Raw genomic sequence first — 16199 nt, forward strand, 5'->3', positions numbered from 1 at the left:
TATCAGGCCTTCGGCATCGGTAGATCGGGCAATTCACTGTCCTTCAGCAGCCCCTGCATCAGCAGCTTTACGCTGGTGTCCTCTTCGCCCATATGGGCATTCAGCCGGCTCAGTTCCGCCAGGGTCTCGCGGCTGCGACGCAAATGCAGGCTGGTCTCGAAATACTCCCTGGCCTTGCCCCACAGTTCGTTTCTCAGGCTCAGGCGCCCCAGTGCCAGCAGCAGTTCGGCGTTGTTGGGGCGGTCTTTCAGCCACTGTTCAGCGATTAGCAGCTGTTCGTCGGGCTTTTTGCCCTTCACGCGGCCGTACAGGTTGATCAGTTCATCGCTCCAGTGATTGCGCAGCACTTTCCTCAGCAACGTTTCCGACTGGGCTTCATCGCCAAGGTCTGCAAGCAGTCGGGCGTATTCGCGAATGGTGTGCTCATCCCGGCGCAGTACGCCGGGTAACTCATCCCACAGCCGGGTCAGGGGTTCTAGCGATGCCGAGTCCGCTCCGGTCTGGCGGCGGCAGTCTTCCGCGGCACGTTGCAGCAGGTTTTGCCAGACCGTGCGTTCCAGCGTTTCCACTTCATCTGCGGCGAGCAGGTTGCGCTTGCGCATTTCCGGTAACAGCTTCGCTAATTCGCGCCAGTCTTCCAGTCTCAGGTAGGTATTCTTCAGCAGCTTCAGCACAAAGGGGTGGTTCGGCGCTTGTTTGCGTAGTCGGATCAGCGTGGCCAGTGCCTGCTCCAGACGGTTGCCCGCCAATTGCAGTTGGGCCTGTGTGATGCCCACGGCCATGTCTGAACCCGGGGTGCTTTCGAATGCTGCACGCAGCAGTTCATCGACGGCTTCATGGTCGCCTGACTCGAACGCGGCCTGTGCCGCTGCCAGGTAATTGATCAATGGGGTGTCGGCATGATTGGCGGAGGACGTCAGCAGCTTACGGGCCCTGGGCCAGTTGCCTTCAGCCAGTGCCAAAAGCCCATGGGTGGTACGGCGGCGGGCACGTCGCTGGTTGCCGCGGGCGAGCCAGCCGGCCATCATTCCGGTGCCCTGGCGGAAACGGCGTATCAGATTGATGGTGAGTACCGAAAGCACCACCACCGCCACCAGCAAGGCCAGTCCAACCCAGAAGTTGGTCTCGATCAGGTAATGACCCAGGCTGATGCGGATGTAGCCCAGGTCGTACTCGAGTCCCATGGACAGGGCGGTACCGATCAGCAGTGCAACAAGTATGATCAGCAGGAGGCGAATCATGATTCGCTCTCCTCTTCCTCATCGTTGGTGTTGGTGGGCGTGCTCTGACGGCCCTCCAGCCGGGCTTTCAACAGCTCCAGTGAACGGCTGATGTCGGGCAGCTGCGGATCGATGTTCCGGTCCTGAAGTTCGCCCAGGGTCTGGGTAAGCGCAGCGACCTGGGGGTTGGTGTTGTCGTACCAGTCGGTAATAGCGTTACCGGCTTTGGTTAGCGCGCGGTCGTAGAGCTCCTGGTGACCGCGAAGTACGGCCATTTCCGCTTCCTCCAGCATCAGTTGCAGGTTGAGGCGGGCGTACGCGCTCTGATCGGGAGAGAGCAGGGGTTTGACGGGCTCGTCCAGGCGGCGAACGACAACCACGTTCGCAAGCGTGCTCTTGACCTTGGTCCAGCCCTGACTGAACAGGCCGGGTTCGCCTTCGGGATTGTCGCCCAGGGCTGCATCTGCAGTAGCGACAAATCCTGGTGCACGTTCATTGACCAGCGCATCGTCCGTCAGTCGGTTAACGCTGTCGATGGCGGCTTCCAGGGTCAGGTAGAGGCCAGTGCGATCGACATCGGCAATGCCCTTGAGGGAAAGGATTTCTTTGGCCAGTTGCTGCCGTACCGGGTAGACGCCGATGTCGTCTGATTCGTTGAGTACTTCGTCGCCGGCTTCCAGTGCCGCCAGCGCGCCACGGATGTCTTTTTCGATAAGCAGTCTCTGGTTGGCAACCCTCAACAGGTATTCGGCTTCGGCCAACAGCCAGTCGGTACGGGTGCGGTTGCCCGCTTCCAGCAGTTCCCTGGCATTATGATCGATCTGACGTTGCTGGGTGGCAAGCAACTCCCGCTGATCGGCCAGCTTGTCTTCCAGTGACTGGATTCTCTCGCTCTGTTCGCTGCCCCGTGCGCCATACTGGCTGTCCAGCCGGGAGACATCACCGCTGAGATCGTTCAGGGTCTGCTGCAATGCCTGACGGTCATTCCATTGCTGCCAACTCCATAGGGCGAGGGCGATCACCAGGGTCAGCGCAAGAAGTGAAATCAGCCACAGGGGCCAGAGCTTCTTCCGAGCGGGTTTATCCTGAGGGATGGCGGCAGGCAGTTGTGTATTTGATTCAGTCACAGGCATCCTTACTTGGTGTTTACGGGGCAACCCTCAGCCGTCCAGTTCTTCTGCGACGGTTGCCACGATGTCGTTGTCGGCAAGGCTTTCCGGTATACAGATTCTGTTCAGCCCGGCCTGACGGGCCTGTTCAGCGACCCGGCTGGCAGGGACCACCAGCAATGTTTTGTCGAGATTATGGCCGGTATTCTCACTCAGTGCGATGAGATTGTTCAATGTCTCCCCTGACAGCGTGATCACAGCCTCCGGTAAGAAGCATAGCAGGGCTTTGTCCAATGTGGTGGCATCGTGGTGTGGCTGATACCGTCGATACAACGGTAATACGTTGACTCTGGCACCCCGATCACTGAGCGTCTGGTAGATCAGTTCACGTCCTTCCTCGCCCCGCACCAGCAGAACCTTTTCTCCGCTAAATCGTTGCAGGGAGGGGAGTGCCAGCAGGGCCTCGCTGGTCCAGCCGTTGGTTGGCATACGGGGGCTGAGGCCGTGGCCCGCCAGCACCGCTGCGGTACCCCGACCCACACCGTACCAGCGAATCCCCATGGGAAGCTGAGGCCACCAGTTGTCGGCCAGCGCCATAAACAGGGAGGCGGCATAGGGGCTCACCGCGATAACGTGGGAGTAGTGATCGAGATTCTGGATCAGGGTGCGGGTTTCCGGGGTTTCCGGTAACGGTTCACGGCCGATTAACGGCAGTACCCGGGCATCGGCCCCGGCTTCGCGGAAGCAAGCGGCCAGCCGCGAGGCCTCGGGCTCCGGCCGGCAAATCAGGATTCGCCGGCCGGTCAGGGAGCGGGGATCAGGTAGGCGTGTGGCCATAGATTTCAGCCAGTACCTTGTCAGCGCCCATGGCCAGGAGGTCCTCGGCCAGTTCACGACCCAGACGTTCGCCCTCGGATCTGGGGGCCCGCCCTTCAACACGGAAAATCCGGGTGCCATCAACAGCGCCGACCAGCCCCCTCAGCCAGACCGTATCCTTGTCTTCCAGCAAGGCATAGGCCGCGATGGGCACCTGACAGCCGCCTTGCAGACGACGGTTCAGGGCACGCTCCGCTCTGACACGATCCGAAGTGTCCTGGTGGTTCAGTGGTGCCAACATGGCGAGCAGCTCAGTATCATTTACGCGGCACTCAATGCCCAGGGCGCCTTGCCCAACGGCTGGCAGTGACACGGAATCCGGCAGGCAATATCGGATGCGGTCGTGGAAACCCAGGCGCTTCAGGCCCGAGCTGGCCAGGACAATGGCGTCGTACTCGCCGGCGTCCAGTTTGGCCAACCGGGTGTTGACGTTGCCCCGTAAAACACGGATTTGCAGGTCAGGGCGATAGGCCCGCAACTGGGCTTCCCGGCGCAGGCTGGCAGTACCCACCACAGCACCCTGGGGCAGGGCGTCGACGTTGTCGTGGTGGTTGCTGACAAAGGCGTCGGTCGGGTCTTCCCGTTCGCAAATGGCGACCAGATCCAGACCTTCCGGGAACTCCATCGGGACATCCTTCATGGAATGCACCGCCAGATCCGCGCGGCCATCGAGCATGGCCTCTTCCAGTTCCTTTACGAACAGGCCCTTGCCGCCGATCTTGGCCAGGGGAACGTCGAGGATCTTGTCGCCCTGGGTCTTGATCTTGACCAGTTCCACGGAGATGGTGTCGTGGAGCCGCTCCAGTTCGGATTTGATGAATTCGGCCTGCCACAGTGCCAGGGCACTGCTGCGGGTCGCGATACGCAGAGTTCGTTTTGACATGATGAACGTTGCCGGTTTGGAAAAATGTTGGTCAAGGTTACCTTGAAGCGGCGAAAAAGTCCCGCCACGGCACCGCGCTTTCTTGGTCTGTGTTCGTGGTCAGCATCAACCCGGTTGATGTTCCTGCAGCCATTGCCGGACCGCACTGGCATGGCGGCGGCTGACTGGCAATTGCCCCAGCCCGTCTCGCAAAACAACCGAGCTGTGGCCTTGACCATCGCGGGTGAGGGCCTGGATAAAGCTAACCCCCACCAGGGTGTGACGGTGAATGCGCAGCAATGACTTCGGGTGGCATTGCTCCAGCTCTTTCAGGGTGTAGTCGGAGACGATTTCGCCTCGTGTGTGGTGAATGGTGACGTATTTCTGGTCCGCCTCGCAGTAGAGGATTGCACCGATATCGATAAGCTCGGTCCCGCGATGGGTCTTGATGGCAAGCTGACCCGTGTCTTCGGCCCCGCGGGCTGCAAGGGTCTGCTGCTGGACGCGATTGACCTGGCCAGAGCGGGCAAGGGCTTCACTCAGCGCTTCTCGGCGAACGGGTTTGAGCAGGTACGCCGCAGCGCTGACGTCAAAGGCCTTGATGGCGTAATGGTCGTAGGCGGTGCAGAAAATGATGGCAGGCGGGTGGTCCAGCTGATTGATCGTAGCCGCGGCATCCATACCATCGGTACCCGGCATGCGGATATCCAGCAACAGGATATCCGGGGCCAGTTCCGCCACCTGGCGCAAGGTGCTGTCGCCGTCCACGGCCTCGCCGCATACCCTGTAACCGGGAATGTCCTGAATCAGTCGTCGTAGCCGGTCCCGGGCCAGGGGCTCGTCATCGGCTATGAGTACCTTGCGAAGCGGTGGGGTTGTGGCTGTCATGATTCGTTTCGTGATCCTTCGATATCTGGCCCGGCACTGTGATTGGCGGTCCTGCGGGGCAGTCTCAGGGTAACTGTGTATACGTCGTTCTGGTGGCTGTGTTTGAGTACCGCCTCGTCGCCGAACAGAGCCTGCAATCTTGACTGGATATTGGCAAGGGCCATGCGGTTGCCATCGTGTTTGCTGATGGTGGATTCGGGCCGTGGATTTTGCACCATGATATAAACGAAGTGTCCACGGTGGGAAGCCTCCAGCGTCACGGTGCCGCCCTCCGGGCGCGGCTGGATACCGTGGTAAATGGCGTTCTCCAGCAGTGGTTGTAGCGTCAGGGGGGGGATGGCCTGCTTTTCCAGGTCTGGTGCAATATCCCATTGCAACGTCAGTCTGTCTCCGAGCCGTAAACCCTCGATATCCAAGTAGCGCCGACACAGGTCCAGTTCGTCTTTCAGTGGAATCAGGCGGTCCCCGGCCCGCAGGCTGGCACGAAACAGTTCCGACAGGTCCAGCACCGCATCCTCGGCCCGGTCCGGGTTGACCGCGATCAGGCTGGCAATGGTGTTCATGCTGTTGAACAGGAAGTGGGGGTGTATCCGCGCCTGCAGGGCGGCGAGGCGTGCCTGCATTTCCGCTTCCCGCTGCTGCTGCCACTGATGCTGCAGATAGAAATAGCGCAGTACCATCAGCGTGATCAGCAGCGCCAGCAACAGTTTCTTGGCAATCCCCTGCCAGCCACTGACGCCGGGTTGCGGGTAGAGAACACTGTCGGCGAACAGTCCGAAAGCAAGCACGTCCAGCAAGACGATAATGACCATCGCGAGGGTGGAGCGGGTAACGCTCAGTCGTGCCAGCCAGTTGCGCAGCAGGCAGATCAGGGCGGCGCTGGTCAGCACCGTCCATTGCACGAAGAGGGACAGGAGGCCAAAGTAGTTCCAGTCAATCCAGTCTGCTTTCGCTTGCACAATGGACAGCACCAGCACCATCAGTTCGCTGGTAATGAGCAGCATGAATACGGCCCGCACACGACACAAATCGGGCACGTAGAATTCGCTGCTTTTGCGTGGTGCTGCCATCAAACCTCTTTCCTGAACAGGGAGCGCAATAGAGCGCGCCGGAATGTTATAATCCCGCGACCATCTTATTCACCTTTTAATTCACCCCGCAAAATAATGCCGGGCTGTCAGCAGGAAAGATAGACCATGACGGATCAGAAGAAATCTGACCAGAGCACAAGCTCCGAAAAACCCTGGGGCGGTCGCTTCAGTGAGCCGACCGACGCTTTTGTTGAGCGCTTCACCGCGTCCGTTGGTTTTGACCAGCGCCTTTACCATCACGACATCACCGGGTCCATTGCCCACGCCACCATGCTGGCGGAAGTGGGGGTGCTGACTGTGGACGAGCGGGACAGCATCATTGAGGGACTGAAAGACGTCAAGGCTGATATCGAGGCCGGCACCTTTGAATGGTCCGTCAGCCTGGAAGATGTACACATGAACATCGAGGCACGCCTGACCGACAAGATTGGTATCACGGGCAAAAAGCTTCACACCGGACGCAGCCGTAATGACCAGGTGGCCACCGATATCCGCCTGTACCTGCGCGACGAGATTGATGTAATTGCCGAGGAACTTGCCCGGCTGAAAACTGGCCTGCTGGACCTGGCTGAGCGCGAAGCGGATACCATCATGCCCGGTTTTACCCACCTGCAAACTGCCCAGCCAGTCACCTTCGGCCACCACCTGTTGGCCTGGTACGAGATGCTGGTGCGCGATGGCGAACGTCTGCAGGACTGCCGCAAACGGGTCAATGTCATGCCGCTGGGCGCCGCTGCCCTGGCTGGCACGACCTACCCGATCGATCGCGCCATGACTGCGCGCTTGCTCGGCTTTGATCGTCCGACCGAGAATTCCCTGGATTCCGTCAGTGACCGGGATTTCGCCATCGAGTTCTGCAGTTTCGCAGCGCTGCTGATGACGCACCTGTCCCGTTTCAGCGAGGAGCTGGTGTTGTGGACCTCCGCCCAGTTCGACTTCATCGACCTGCCGGACCGCTTCTGCACCGGTTCTTCCATCATGCCGCAGAAGAAGAACCCGGACGTGCCGGAGCTGGTCCGTGGTAAAACCGGGCGGGTCAACGGTCACCTGATCAGCCTGCTGACCCTGATGAAGAGCCAACCGTTGGCCTATAACAAGGACAACCAGGAGGACAAGGAACCGCTGTTCGATACGGTTGATACCATCAAGGGCTGCCTCAAGGCCTACGCCGACATGATCCCCGCCATTCAGGCCAAAGCCGACAACATGCGGGTGGCAGCCAAGCGTGGGTTCTCCACGGCCACCGACCTGGCGGATTATCTGGTCAAGAAAGGTGTGGCGTTCCGCGATGCCCATGAGATTGTCGGCAAGGCGGTCGCCTTTGGTGTTGCTGAAAACCGCGATCTGTCGGAGATGACCCTGGACGAGCTGGCGCGTTTCTCCGATGTTATTGGTGAGGATGTATTCGACGTGCTGACCCTGGAAGGCTCGGTGCAGGCACGTGATCACCTGGGCGGCACTGCGCCAGACCAGGTCCGCGCGGCGGTAGCGCGGGCGCGTAACACGCTGTAATCCGGCATCCGGGCGAATCGTTGGGCTAGCCGCCGATTCGCCCGGTACTCAGATCCACGGCGACGGGTTTCAGCTCCTTTAGCGGGCGTGGCCGGTACAGCCGATAGCCCTGCCCATAATGGATGCCCAGCGTCCTGACCTTCCTCAGTGTGTCGTCATCCTCGATAAAGGTAGCCACCGTGGTCTTGCCGGACGCCTCGGCAATCTTGTGCAGTGCTTCCACCATCACCTGTTGCACTGGATCATCGTGCAGGTGCTGCATCATTCTGCGGTCGAGCTTGATGATATCCACCGGCAGCCTGGCTGCCAGGCTATAGCTTTCCACCGAAGCGCCAGCGCCATCCAGTGCCACCCGGCAGCCGACCCGATGCAGGGCATCGCACAATACCGCAACATCATCCGGATATTGGGTGGCGTGGGATTCCCGGATCTCCAGACAGAAGCAATCAGCAGCGAAGGGTATGTCGGTCAGGACCGATGCCATGAACTCTGCGAAAGTGTCGTCCAGCACGCTGGCCAAAGACAGGTTGAAGCCGCAGTATTTTAACCGGGGTTCCAGTAGTGGCTGGCTGGTAAGCCACTGCACGGTTTGGCGAATAACCTGGCGGTCCAGCCGTTTGGCGAGATCGAAACGTTCCGCAATCGGTAGGAACTCTGCTGGCTGCAGGGAAGGTTGCCCTGATGTTTTCCCCGGAATCCGTGACAGGATTTCAATATGGTCCCCCCAGGTCACACTGGCCACAGGGCGAAGGGCCTGGTACTCGAGGATCAGGTGGTTGTTGTCCAGGGCGCTGCGGATCTGCTCCACCAGTGTGCCGGCAACACCCTCTTCCGGACCAGGGGCGACCGCCTGGGCGGCGTGTATACGATTGCGGCCAGAGGTCTTGGCCGTGTGGCACAGGTCTGCCGCCTGACTCAGCAGTTGCTCCGGATCATCGGGCGTGTGTGCGGTCAGGATCAGCAGCCCGCCACTGGCCGTGGTTTGCAATTGATGGCCCTGCCAGTCGAATTCGAAGTTGCCGATCAGCTCGAGAATGCTGTCGGCTATCTTTCGGGCCTGGGATTCAGGGCAACTCTCAATCAGCAGGGCGAATGTGTCCCCGGATAATCGCGCCAGGGCATCACGCTGACGAACCCTGACGCCGAGGTTGCTGGCAAGCTCTCTCAGGTAGCGATCACAGGTGCCGCTGCCGGCGCCGTTGTTGACATGGTGAAAGTCGTCCAGGTCGAGATACAGCAGGGCGTCAGTGGTATTTTCACGCCGGGGTGATTTGATCAGCCGTCGTAGTCGATCAGCAAAGGCCTTGCGATTCATCAGGCCGGTGATCGGGTCATGGAGAGTGCGGTATTCCCGGCTGGATGCATGGTTGAGCCTGGAGCTGATGTCCTTGCCCACATGCACCGCACCGGTCACTTCGCCGTGTTCGTTGATCACGCGCTGGTAATGGAATTCATAAACCGGGAGGTCGCGATTTTGCTGGGCCAGCGGCATTTCCACCACGAAGCTGTCCCGTTCGAGGGCGCGGTTCCACAACCGCTCAATCAATCGGCGTTCGTTGGGGAAGTCTTGCAGCATCTCTGTCAGGTTGCCGCCGGGGCGAGGCAGCTGGCCGAAAGTATGCGCAAACTGGCGGCTGAAGGCGTGGTTGAAGTAGACGAGGTTGAGCTGTCGATCCACGCTGGCGACCAGATCGTTGGTGGCGTTGGCGGTGGCCGTCAACAGTTGCTCCGACTGTCGGAGGGCCTGTTCGCTGTGCATTGCGCTGGTGTGATCCACCAGGGTGCCTCCGATCTTGTGGATGCGCCCATTCTCTCTCTCGATGGCTTTGCCGGTAAGCTCTACCCGGCGGTGCTGTTGTTTCGCCGTCAGCAGGTCGAAGCTGATCGAAAACGATTGCCCGCTGCGCACACAGCGCCGGAAGAAAGCACGTATACGGTTCTGGCCGGATTGACAGTAAAACAGGGCCTGCTCCGGAGTAATATCGGTGCCGGGGCGAAGCTCCAGCAGCGTGTAAAATCCGTCGGTCCAGGTCAGGTTGTTGTTGCGGACGTTCAATTCCCAGAATCCAAAGCCGGCAGAGGACTCGGCCAGGCGCACCAGCTGATGGTCCATGGCTGTCGTGTCGCGCAGTGAGATATAGGCGCTGGCAGCCTGGTCGGAGTCCTTCACATTGACCCTGAGGCTAAGGCTTGCGGTGAAGAAGAAGCCTTCCTTGTGACGGAAGGTGATCAGCACGGGGTCGCCACTTTCCATACGATGCCGGTTGGCGGGTGCAAAGGGGTCGTCCTGTCGGGCCGCCAGAATGCGATACACGGGCTGGCCTTCGAGCTCACTGGCATCGTACCCGAGTACTGCTTCGGCGTTGTGATCCGCTGAGATTACCACGCCTTCGTCGTCTATCCGGACCAGGGTGCGGCACACTGCCAGAGGATTGTCGGAACGATAACGACGGATAAAGAATTCTTTCACGATGGGTGAGCCTCAGCCAGTATTGCTACGGAAGTGTACAGAAACTCCCGCTTTTATTTTTTTGCCGGTTTTGCCACGATGCGTCCATCATACTGATAATGACACTGGAAAGAACCTCTCTCGCGGAGCCGCCTTGACCACCCATAGCACGCCTATCATCCTGGATTTTGAAGAGGGGATCGATCGAAAAACTCTGCGTCGGTTGCGGGATCGGTTTATCGCGCTCAATCAACAGCGCTGGGAGCGGGCGCGCTCGGCTCTGACGTATCGACAGCAGGCGGTGCTGGACGTTCTGCCGTTGGTATTTCACCTTAATCACCCATCCCTGCCCGGGTACCTGGACCGGGACTGCCCCTATGGTCTTGGTCATTACAAGCCTTCCGAGCCGACACTGAACGCCGCTCGCCGCCTGGCGCGAGCCTTTTCCCTGAAAGACGAAGGAAAAAGGAAGCCTGACCTGGAGGCCCTGTTTCTGATGGGTAGCCCGGGCACCCTGGGGCATTCGGTGGCCAGTGACCTGGACGTCTGGCTGTGTCATCGCAGTGATCTGTCCGATCGGGATGTCCAGTGCCTGGAGCGTAAGGCAGACAAAGTCGCCGCCTGGGCCGCATCCCTCGGAGTGGAGCTGCATGTGTTCGTGTTTTCTGCAGCGGACTGGCGGGCCGGACGACAGCGTGCTGAAGTGACCGGCGAGAACTGTGGCAGTGCCCAGCATTATCTGCTGCTGGATGAGTTCTACCGCACCAGTATCCATCTTGGTGGCTGTTACCCGTTGTGGTGGCTGATTCCGGCCAGTGAAGAGGAAAACTACGACGCCTGTGCCCGGCAACTGGTTGACTGCCGCTTCATCAAGGGGAGCGAGTATATCGATTTCGGGGCAGTGCCGTCGGTCCCCCGGGAAGAGTTTCTGGGTGCCGGGGTCTGGCAGCTGTACAAGGGGATGGACGCGCCCTGGAAATCGATACTGAAGCTGTTATTGACCGAGTGCTATGCCCGGGACAGTGAGCAACCCCTGTTATCCCGAGTGTTCAAGGCCGCCGTGTATGACGGTGAAACCAGTGCCGACCGGCTGGACCCGTACGTGCTGCTGTATCAACGGCTGGAACGCTGGCTGTTGGCCATGGACGCGCCTCAGCGACTGGATCTGGTACGCCGTAGCCTATACCTGAAAGCCGGTCTGCCGCTGTCACGCACCGAGCTGGGTGTCGACAGCTGGCGAGCGGGGTTACTTCAACAGCTGGTGGATGACTGGGGCTGGTCGCCGGCGACACTGAAAGATCTGGATAACCGTCAGCAATGGCGTGCCGAGGACGTGATGACGTTACGGCGCACGATCGTGTCTGAACTGACCCACAGTTACCGCCTGTTGTCGCGGCTGGCCAGGGAGCAAGGCACCTGTGCGGCGATCAGCAGCAGTGATATGAACCTGCTGGGTCGCAAACTCTACGCTGCGTTCCAGCGCAAGGCCGGCAAGATCGAACAGATCAACCCGGGGTTGGCGCCGTCGCTCGGTGAAGAAAATCTGGCGTTTCACCACCAATCGGAGCAAGGCGGCGCGCCGGAGCAGGACGGCTGGCTGCTCTACCGGGATCTGGAGGATCCATCTGACGCGTTCTGGCAACCGGTCATCCGGCGTTGCGGGAATCTCACCGAGCTGATGGTGTGGTGCTACTGCAACGGATTGTTGATGCGTACAACACGGCTGAACGTGCGAGCCGGCACAACTACAGCCTCGGTGTCGGAGTTGCGTGAGATGCTGGATGCACTGTCCGCTTTCGTTGCGTTTCCTCTTGCCCCGGCCGGCCGTGAGGCATTGTCTGCAGGCGTCAAGCCCCTGCGGAACCTGCTGTTTGTCAACGTGGGTGTGGATCCCCAGGCACACCTGACCGATCGTGGATTGCACAAGCTCAGTGCCCGTCACGATTCCCTGGGTTTCAGCGGTAGCCGAGACAATCTGGTGGCCACCATCGATCAGGTGACCCTGAACAGCTGGCACGAAGTCAGTTTGCAGCACTACGCCGCTGGTGACACCCTGATCCAGTGTCTCAAGAACGTACTGGCATCGGTGGCATCCGCGCCGGCGTACTTGCCAGAGATTCAGGTGCACAGCCATAACCGCGGGCACGGAGCGGCGATTGCCCGTCGGGTTCAGGCGCTCTTTAGCGACGTTGTGCGCCAATTCTTTGCGGGAGGCATCGGGCCACATCCGTTGCGATACGTTATTGAGATGGACCGGCGTTATTTCCTGTTGCAGTTCAGTGGCGCCGAGCCCGGCTTTGTGGCGCTGGACAGTCCCGAGGCGTTGATGGAGCAACTGGCCCGACCGCAGGAAAGATACCTCCCTGTGGTGTTTGATCGCGGTGCGATGCTGGACGACCAGCCCCTGCGTGCTGTGTGCCAGGCCAGCGAGCCGGCTAACATCCAGGTTTTTTTCCGGGTCGTCGGCAGTCGTGCAAAGCTATGGGTAGTGGACGAACTGGGTTCAGTGTTCGCCTGGGATCAGGACTACAGCAATCGGCGCTACCTGCTGGTGCCGCTGTTACGGTTTCTGGACAATCTCGTCGAGCGACGCCAGCTGCGTCAGCTGGACAGCCCGGCGGGTATCGCCGGCATTCACTGTTATGAGGTCGTGCCCCGGGACGGGCGCTGGAAAGTGGAACGTCGATTCGACGAGGACACCATTATGACCTTGCCCGGACTGGAGGTGCAGGCGGTCGGGGTGCAGGAAGGCGACCGTCACCTGCGGTTTGATATCTTCTGTGGCGATCAGGAGTTCACTGTGCAGGAATACGGGGACCAGCTGATCCCCGCCGTTGCTCATTATATCCGTTCGTTGCGCCAGACCGGCGAAAACTACCCGGTTTACCTGACGGATGTGCACTTGCCCCACGATCTGGATCCGCAGGTGTACCAGCAGGACATACAGACCACGCAGTATCTGTATTACCGGTCAACACTGGAAGCCTCCCTCAATCGCCATTTAATGGCCTAGGCCAGTCTCGCCCGCCGGTAGCTGAGTCAGGTATACTGCGCGCATATCTAAAACAGGGGCAAGTTCCATGCAGGCATGGAAAACAGTGAGTGTTGGGTTGCTACTGGTCAGCGTGATGGCCGGCTGCGGCCAGAAGGGACCGCTATACCGGGAAGTGCCGGATGAAACCGTGGCGGATGCCGTCGGGGAAAACCGGAACAACGACCCGGATCGTCGTCAGGATGAAGATCCGTCGGTCCGCTGACTCTTGCCCCGTCAACAGAATCAGGAAGTTCATGGACTATTTTAACTATCGCAACGGCGAGCTTTACGCCGAAGACGTACCGGTGAGCGAGATTGCAGAGCGTTTCGGGACCCCGGCGTATGTCTATTCCCGTGCCACCCTTGAGCGCCACTACCGGGCCTATGACGATGCCCTCAAGGGTCGCCCGCATCTGGTGTGTTATGCGGTAAAGGCCAACAGCAACCTGGCTGTGCTTAACGTATTGGCCCGCCTTGGTGCCGGTTTTGATATTGTTTCGGCCGGTGAGCTGGAGCGGGTGATTCGCGCCGGTGGTGATCCAGCCAACGTGGTGTTCTCCGGCGTGGGCAAGCAGGAATGGGAAATGAAGCGGGCGCTGGAAGTTGGCGTCCGCTGTTTCAACGTAGAGTCCGATACCGAGCTGGACCGCCTTAACAAGGTGGCGGGTGAGCTGGGCAAACAGGCACCGGTATCCCTGCGGGTGAACCCGGACGTGGACGCCGGTACGCATCCGTACATATCCACGGGCCTCAAGGAAAACAAGTTCGGTATTGATATTATCGAGGCGCCCGAGGTGTACGCCCGCGCTGCGGCCATGCCCAACCTGAATGTCATCGGGGTTGATTGTCATATTGGCTCACAGCTGACCACCGTGTCGCCGTTCCTGGATGCGCTGGATCGGGTGCTTTCGTTGATTGATGCGTTGGCGGAGCAGGGCATTGCCATTCGTCATCTCGATATGGGGGGCGGCCTCGGTGTTACCTACGACCGGGAGCAGCCACCTCAGCCGTCGGATTACGTCAAAGCGCTGGCCGAGCGGCTGGGGGATCGTGATCTCGAACTGGTGCTGGAACCAGGGCGTTCGATTGCGGCCAATGCCGGTATCATGCTGACCCGGGTGGAATTCCTCAAATGCACCGATCATCGCAATTTCGCCATCATTGATGCGGCCATGAACGACCTGATCCGTCCGGCACTCTACAGTGCCTGGCAGGCAATCATCCCGGTGGTTCCCCACCAGAACGGTGAAGAAAAGGCCTGGGATCTGGTTGGTCCTGTTTGTGAAACCGGTGACTTCCTGGGCAAGGATCGCCAACTGCGCCTGCAGGCGGGTGACTTGCTGGCGGTACGATCCGCCGGGGCTTATGGCTTTGTGATGAGCTCCAATTACAACAGCCGCAACCGACCGCCGGAAATCATGGTGGATGGGGACCAGGTGCACGTGGTTCGTCGCCGCGAAACCCTGGAAGACCAGCTCGGTCCCGAAAGCTGTTTGCCAGGATGAATGCGGCGATGCGGTTTACCAAAATGCACGGTCTGGGTAACGACTTCATGGTGGTGGATGCCATCAGTCAGCCGTTCCGTCTGCGCCCGGAAATGATCCGCGAGCTGGCAGACCGCAACTTCGGGATCGGTTTTGACCAGTTGCTGGTTGTCGAGCCCCCGGGGCTACCGGACGTGGATTTTCGCTATCGGATCTTCAACAGCGATGGCTCGGAAGTGGAGCAATGTGGCAATGGCGCCCGCTGTTTTGCCCGCTTTGTTCGCGACCAGCGCCTCACCAACAAGCGAGTGATCCGTGTTCAGACCGCCAAAGGCGTGATTGAGCTGAGGGTCGGTCGCGATGGCCTGGTGATGGTCAATATGGGCGTGCCTGAGCTGAACCCACCAGCGATACCATTTGCCGCCGATCGCCGTAAGGACGTCTACACCGTCGAGGTGGATGGCCAGACCATTGAGCTCAGCGCCGTATCCATGGGCAATCCCCACGGTGTACTGGTGGTGGACGACGTCGATCGTGCGCCGGTGGCATCTCTGGGGCCGAAGCTTGAGAATCATCCCCGCTTTCCCGCCCGGGCCAATATCGGCTTTCTGCAGATTATTGATCGCACCCACGCCCGCTTGCGGGTATTCGAGCGTGGTTCTGGTGAAACTCTGGCCTGTGGCAGCGGGGCTTGTGCAGCGGTGGTTGCGGGCTGCCTGAGAGGACTGCTCGATTCCCGTGTCGAAGTTGAGCTACGTGGCGGCAAGTTGATCATCGAATGGCAGGGGGAAGGGTCCCCTGTTATGATGGAAGGCCCTGCGGCCAGTGTGTTTGAAGGCCAGATTCGTCTGCCTGGAGACAGTTCCGGGCGACGTCGTAAAGGTAGCCGACCAGCAAAACCAACGTCCTGACGATCAGGAGATCAGCATGACAGAACAAACGGCCCAGCAGAAGGCCGAGGAGCTCACCGGGGAGCAGGTTGCGGAGTACCTTCGCGCCCATCCCGACTTTTTTGTTGAACAGGATGAGCTCCTGCGCAGTCTGACCCTGCCCCACGACAGTGGCCGAGCCATCTCACTGGTGGAGCGCCAGGTACACCTGTTCCGGGAGCAGCGGGATACACTGCGACGGGAGCTGGTGGAGCTGGTCTCTATTGCCCGTCACAACGACCGTCTGTTTGAGAAGAGCAAGCGGCTGTTGATGAATGTGATTGAGGCTCGTAACCTCAACGACATGGCGTCCGCCATCGATGACAGTATTCGGGGCGACTTCGGGCTTGATGCGGCGTCGGTGATCCTGTTTACCGATTCGGAATTGTCACTGGCTTCGCAGGGAGCGCTGCATGTCGTGCCACCGGCTCAGGCCAAGGAGCGTCTGGGTAGCCTGCTGGATGGAGAGCGCGCGGTGTGTGGTCAATTCCGCGAATCCGAGCGGAATTTTCTGTTCCCCGACCGGGAAGAGCCCATTGCGTCGGTGGCCCTGGTGCCACTGCGTCATGATGAACTGCTGGGGGTTTTTGCGGTAGGCAGCTGTGAACCGGGCTACTTTGACCAGAGTATGGGCTCGCTCTTTCTTACTTACATCAGCGACACCCTGAGTCGACTGTTGCCACCGATCGTGCAGCGTCATACCAGTGCGGCCCCTGTGGCCGGTATTATTGCAGAGTCACGCTGA

Annotated in this window: 13 protein-coding genes; 6 read left to right on the top strand and 7 right to left on the bottom strand. The window is 59.8% G+C overall.

Features of this window, described 5'->3' with window-relative positions; genetic code table 11:
• Window positions 1-2: 2 nt before the first annotated feature.
• The 6 genes from MARLIPOL_RS15365 to MARLIPOL_RS15390 form a co-directional block, all read right to left on the bottom strand.
• Complete coding sequence (locus tag MARLIPOL_RS15365) at window positions 3-1241, bottom strand: heme biosynthesis HemY N-terminal domain-containing protein (RefSeq protein WP_012139203.1); 1239 nt, start codon at window positions 1239-1241, stop codon at window positions 3-5.
• Entirely contained in the window at window positions 1238-2353 is a 1116-nt protein-coding gene (locus MARLIPOL_RS15370) for a uroporphyrinogen-III C-methyltransferase (RefSeq protein ID WP_036191999.1), read from the bottom strand. The genes MARLIPOL_RS15365 and MARLIPOL_RS15370 overlap by 4 nt, the downstream gene beginning before the upstream one ends.
• Window positions 2354-2380: 27 nt before the next feature.
• Entirely contained in the window at window positions 2381-3166 is a 786-nt protein-coding gene (locus tag MARLIPOL_RS15375; RefSeq protein ID WP_012139206.1) for a uroporphyrinogen-III synthase, read from the bottom strand.
• Complete coding sequence (hemC, locus tag MARLIPOL_RS15380) at window positions 3147-4088, bottom strand: hydroxymethylbilane synthase (RefSeq protein WP_012139208.1); 942 nt, start codon at window positions 4086-4088, stop codon at window positions 3147-3149. The genes MARLIPOL_RS15375 and hemC overlap by 20 nt, the downstream gene beginning before the upstream one ends.
• 105 nt (window positions 4089-4193) lie before the next feature.
• Entirely contained in the window at window positions 4194-4955 is a 762-nt protein-coding gene (locus MARLIPOL_RS15385; RefSeq protein WP_012139209.1) for a LytR/AlgR family response regulator transcription factor, read from the bottom strand.
• A complete protein-coding gene (locus MARLIPOL_RS15390; RefSeq protein ID WP_012139210.1) occupies window positions 4952-6025 on the bottom strand; it encodes a sensor histidine kinase in 1074 nt (357 codons plus the stop codon). Before MARLIPOL_RS15390 ends, MARLIPOL_RS15385 begins: the two co-directional genes overlap by 4 nt.
• 126 nt (window positions 6026-6151) lie before the next feature.
• Here MARLIPOL_RS15390 and argH point away from each other — a divergent pair, with 126 nt between their 5' ends.
• Window positions 6152-7558, top strand: coding sequence for an argininosuccinate lyase (argH, locus tag MARLIPOL_RS15395; RefSeq protein ID WP_012139211.1), 1407 nt, complete (start codon window positions 6152-6154; stop codon window positions 7556-7558).
• A gap of 25 nt (window positions 7559-7583) precedes the next feature.
• On the opposite strand, the gene MARLIPOL_RS15400 is transcribed toward argH, so the two are convergent.
• On the bottom strand, window positions 7584-10028 hold the full coding sequence (locus MARLIPOL_RS15400; RefSeq protein ID WP_012139212.1) for an EAL domain-containing protein: 2445 nt from the start codon (window positions 10026-10028) through the stop codon (window positions 7584-7586).
• Window positions 10029-10161: 133 nt separating this feature from the next.
• On the opposite strand from MARLIPOL_RS15400, the gene MARLIPOL_RS15405 reads away from it, so the two are divergent.
• The 5 genes from MARLIPOL_RS15405 to MARLIPOL_RS15420 all read left to right on the top strand — a co-directional run bounded on the left by MARLIPOL_RS15405 (window position 10162) and on the right by MARLIPOL_RS15420 (window position 16199).
• Entirely contained in the window at window positions 10162-13020 is a 2859-nt protein-coding gene (locus MARLIPOL_RS15405) for a class I adenylate cyclase (protein ID WP_012139213.1), read from the top strand.
• A gap of 67 nt (window positions 13021-13087) precedes the next feature.
• Complete coding sequence (gene lptM / locus MARLIPOL_RS18590; RefSeq protein ID WP_012139214.1) at window positions 13088-13264, top strand: LPS translocon maturation chaperone LptM; 177 nt, start codon at window positions 13088-13090, stop codon at window positions 13262-13264.
• A gap of 31 nt (window positions 13265-13295) precedes the next feature.
• Entirely contained in the window at window positions 13296-14546 is a 1251-nt protein-coding gene (lysA, locus tag MARLIPOL_RS15410; protein WP_012139215.1) for a diaminopimelate decarboxylase, read from the top strand.
• Between the two features lie 8 nt (window positions 14547-14554).
• Window positions 14555-15436 (top strand): diaminopimelate epimerase, encoded by an 882-nt coding sequence (gene dapF / locus MARLIPOL_RS15415; protein ID WP_012139216.1) that lies wholly within the window; start codon window positions 14555-14557, stop codon window positions 15434-15436.
• Window positions 15437-15452: 16 nt separating this feature from the next.
• A complete protein-coding gene (locus MARLIPOL_RS15420; RefSeq protein WP_012139217.1) occupies window positions 15453-16199 on the top strand; it encodes a DUF484 family protein in 747 nt (248 codons plus the stop codon).

The sequence above is a fragment of the Marinobacter lipolyticus SM19 genome, assembly GCF_000397065.2.
GTDB classification, from domain to species: domain Bacteria; phylum Pseudomonadota; class Gammaproteobacteria; order Pseudomonadales; family Oleiphilaceae; genus Marinobacter; species Marinobacter lipolyticus.

Bases quoted from the DNA above. Each gene is read 5' to 3' on its own strand.
- MARLIPOL_RS15370 (WP_036191999.1), bottom strand. From the start codon at position 2,353: ATGCCTGTGACTGAATCAAATACACAACTGCCTGCCGCCATCCCTCAG.
- dapF (WP_012139216.1), top strand. From the start codon at position 14,555: ATGCGGTTTACCAAAATGCACGGTCTGGGTAACGACTTCATGGTGGTG.
- MARLIPOL_RS15420 (WP_012139217.1), top strand. From the start codon at position 15,453: ATGACAGAACAAACGGCCCAGCAGAAGGCCGAGGAGCTCACCGGGGAG.
- argH (WP_012139211.1), top strand. From the start codon at position 6,152: ATGACGGATCAGAAGAAATCTGACCAGAGCACAAGCTCCGAAAAACCC.
- hemC (WP_012139208.1), bottom strand. From the start codon at position 4,088: ATGTCAAAACGAACTCTGCGTATCGCGACCCGCAGCAGTGCCCTGGCA.
- MARLIPOL_RS15365 (WP_012139203.1), bottom strand. From the start codon at position 1,241: ATGATTCGCCTCCTGCTGATCATACTTGTTGCACTGCTGATCGGTACC.
- MARLIPOL_RS15375 (WP_012139206.1), bottom strand. From the start codon at position 3,166: ATGGCCACACGCCTACCTGATCCCCGCTCCCTGACCGGCCGGCGAATC.
- lysA (WP_012139215.1), top strand. From the start codon at position 13,296: ATGGACTATTTTAACTATCGCAACGGCGAGCTTTACGCCGAAGACGTA.
- MARLIPOL_RS15390 (WP_012139210.1), bottom strand. From the start codon at position 6,025: ATGGCAGCACCACGCAAAAGCAGCGAATTCTACGTGCCCGATTTGTGT.
- lptM (WP_012139214.1), top strand. From the start codon at position 13,088: ATGCAGGCATGGAAAACAGTGAGTGTTGGGTTGCTACTGGTCAGCGTG.
- MARLIPOL_RS15385 (WP_012139209.1), bottom strand. From the start codon at position 4,955: ATGACAGCCACAACCCCACCGCTTCGCAAGGTACTCATAGCCGATGAC.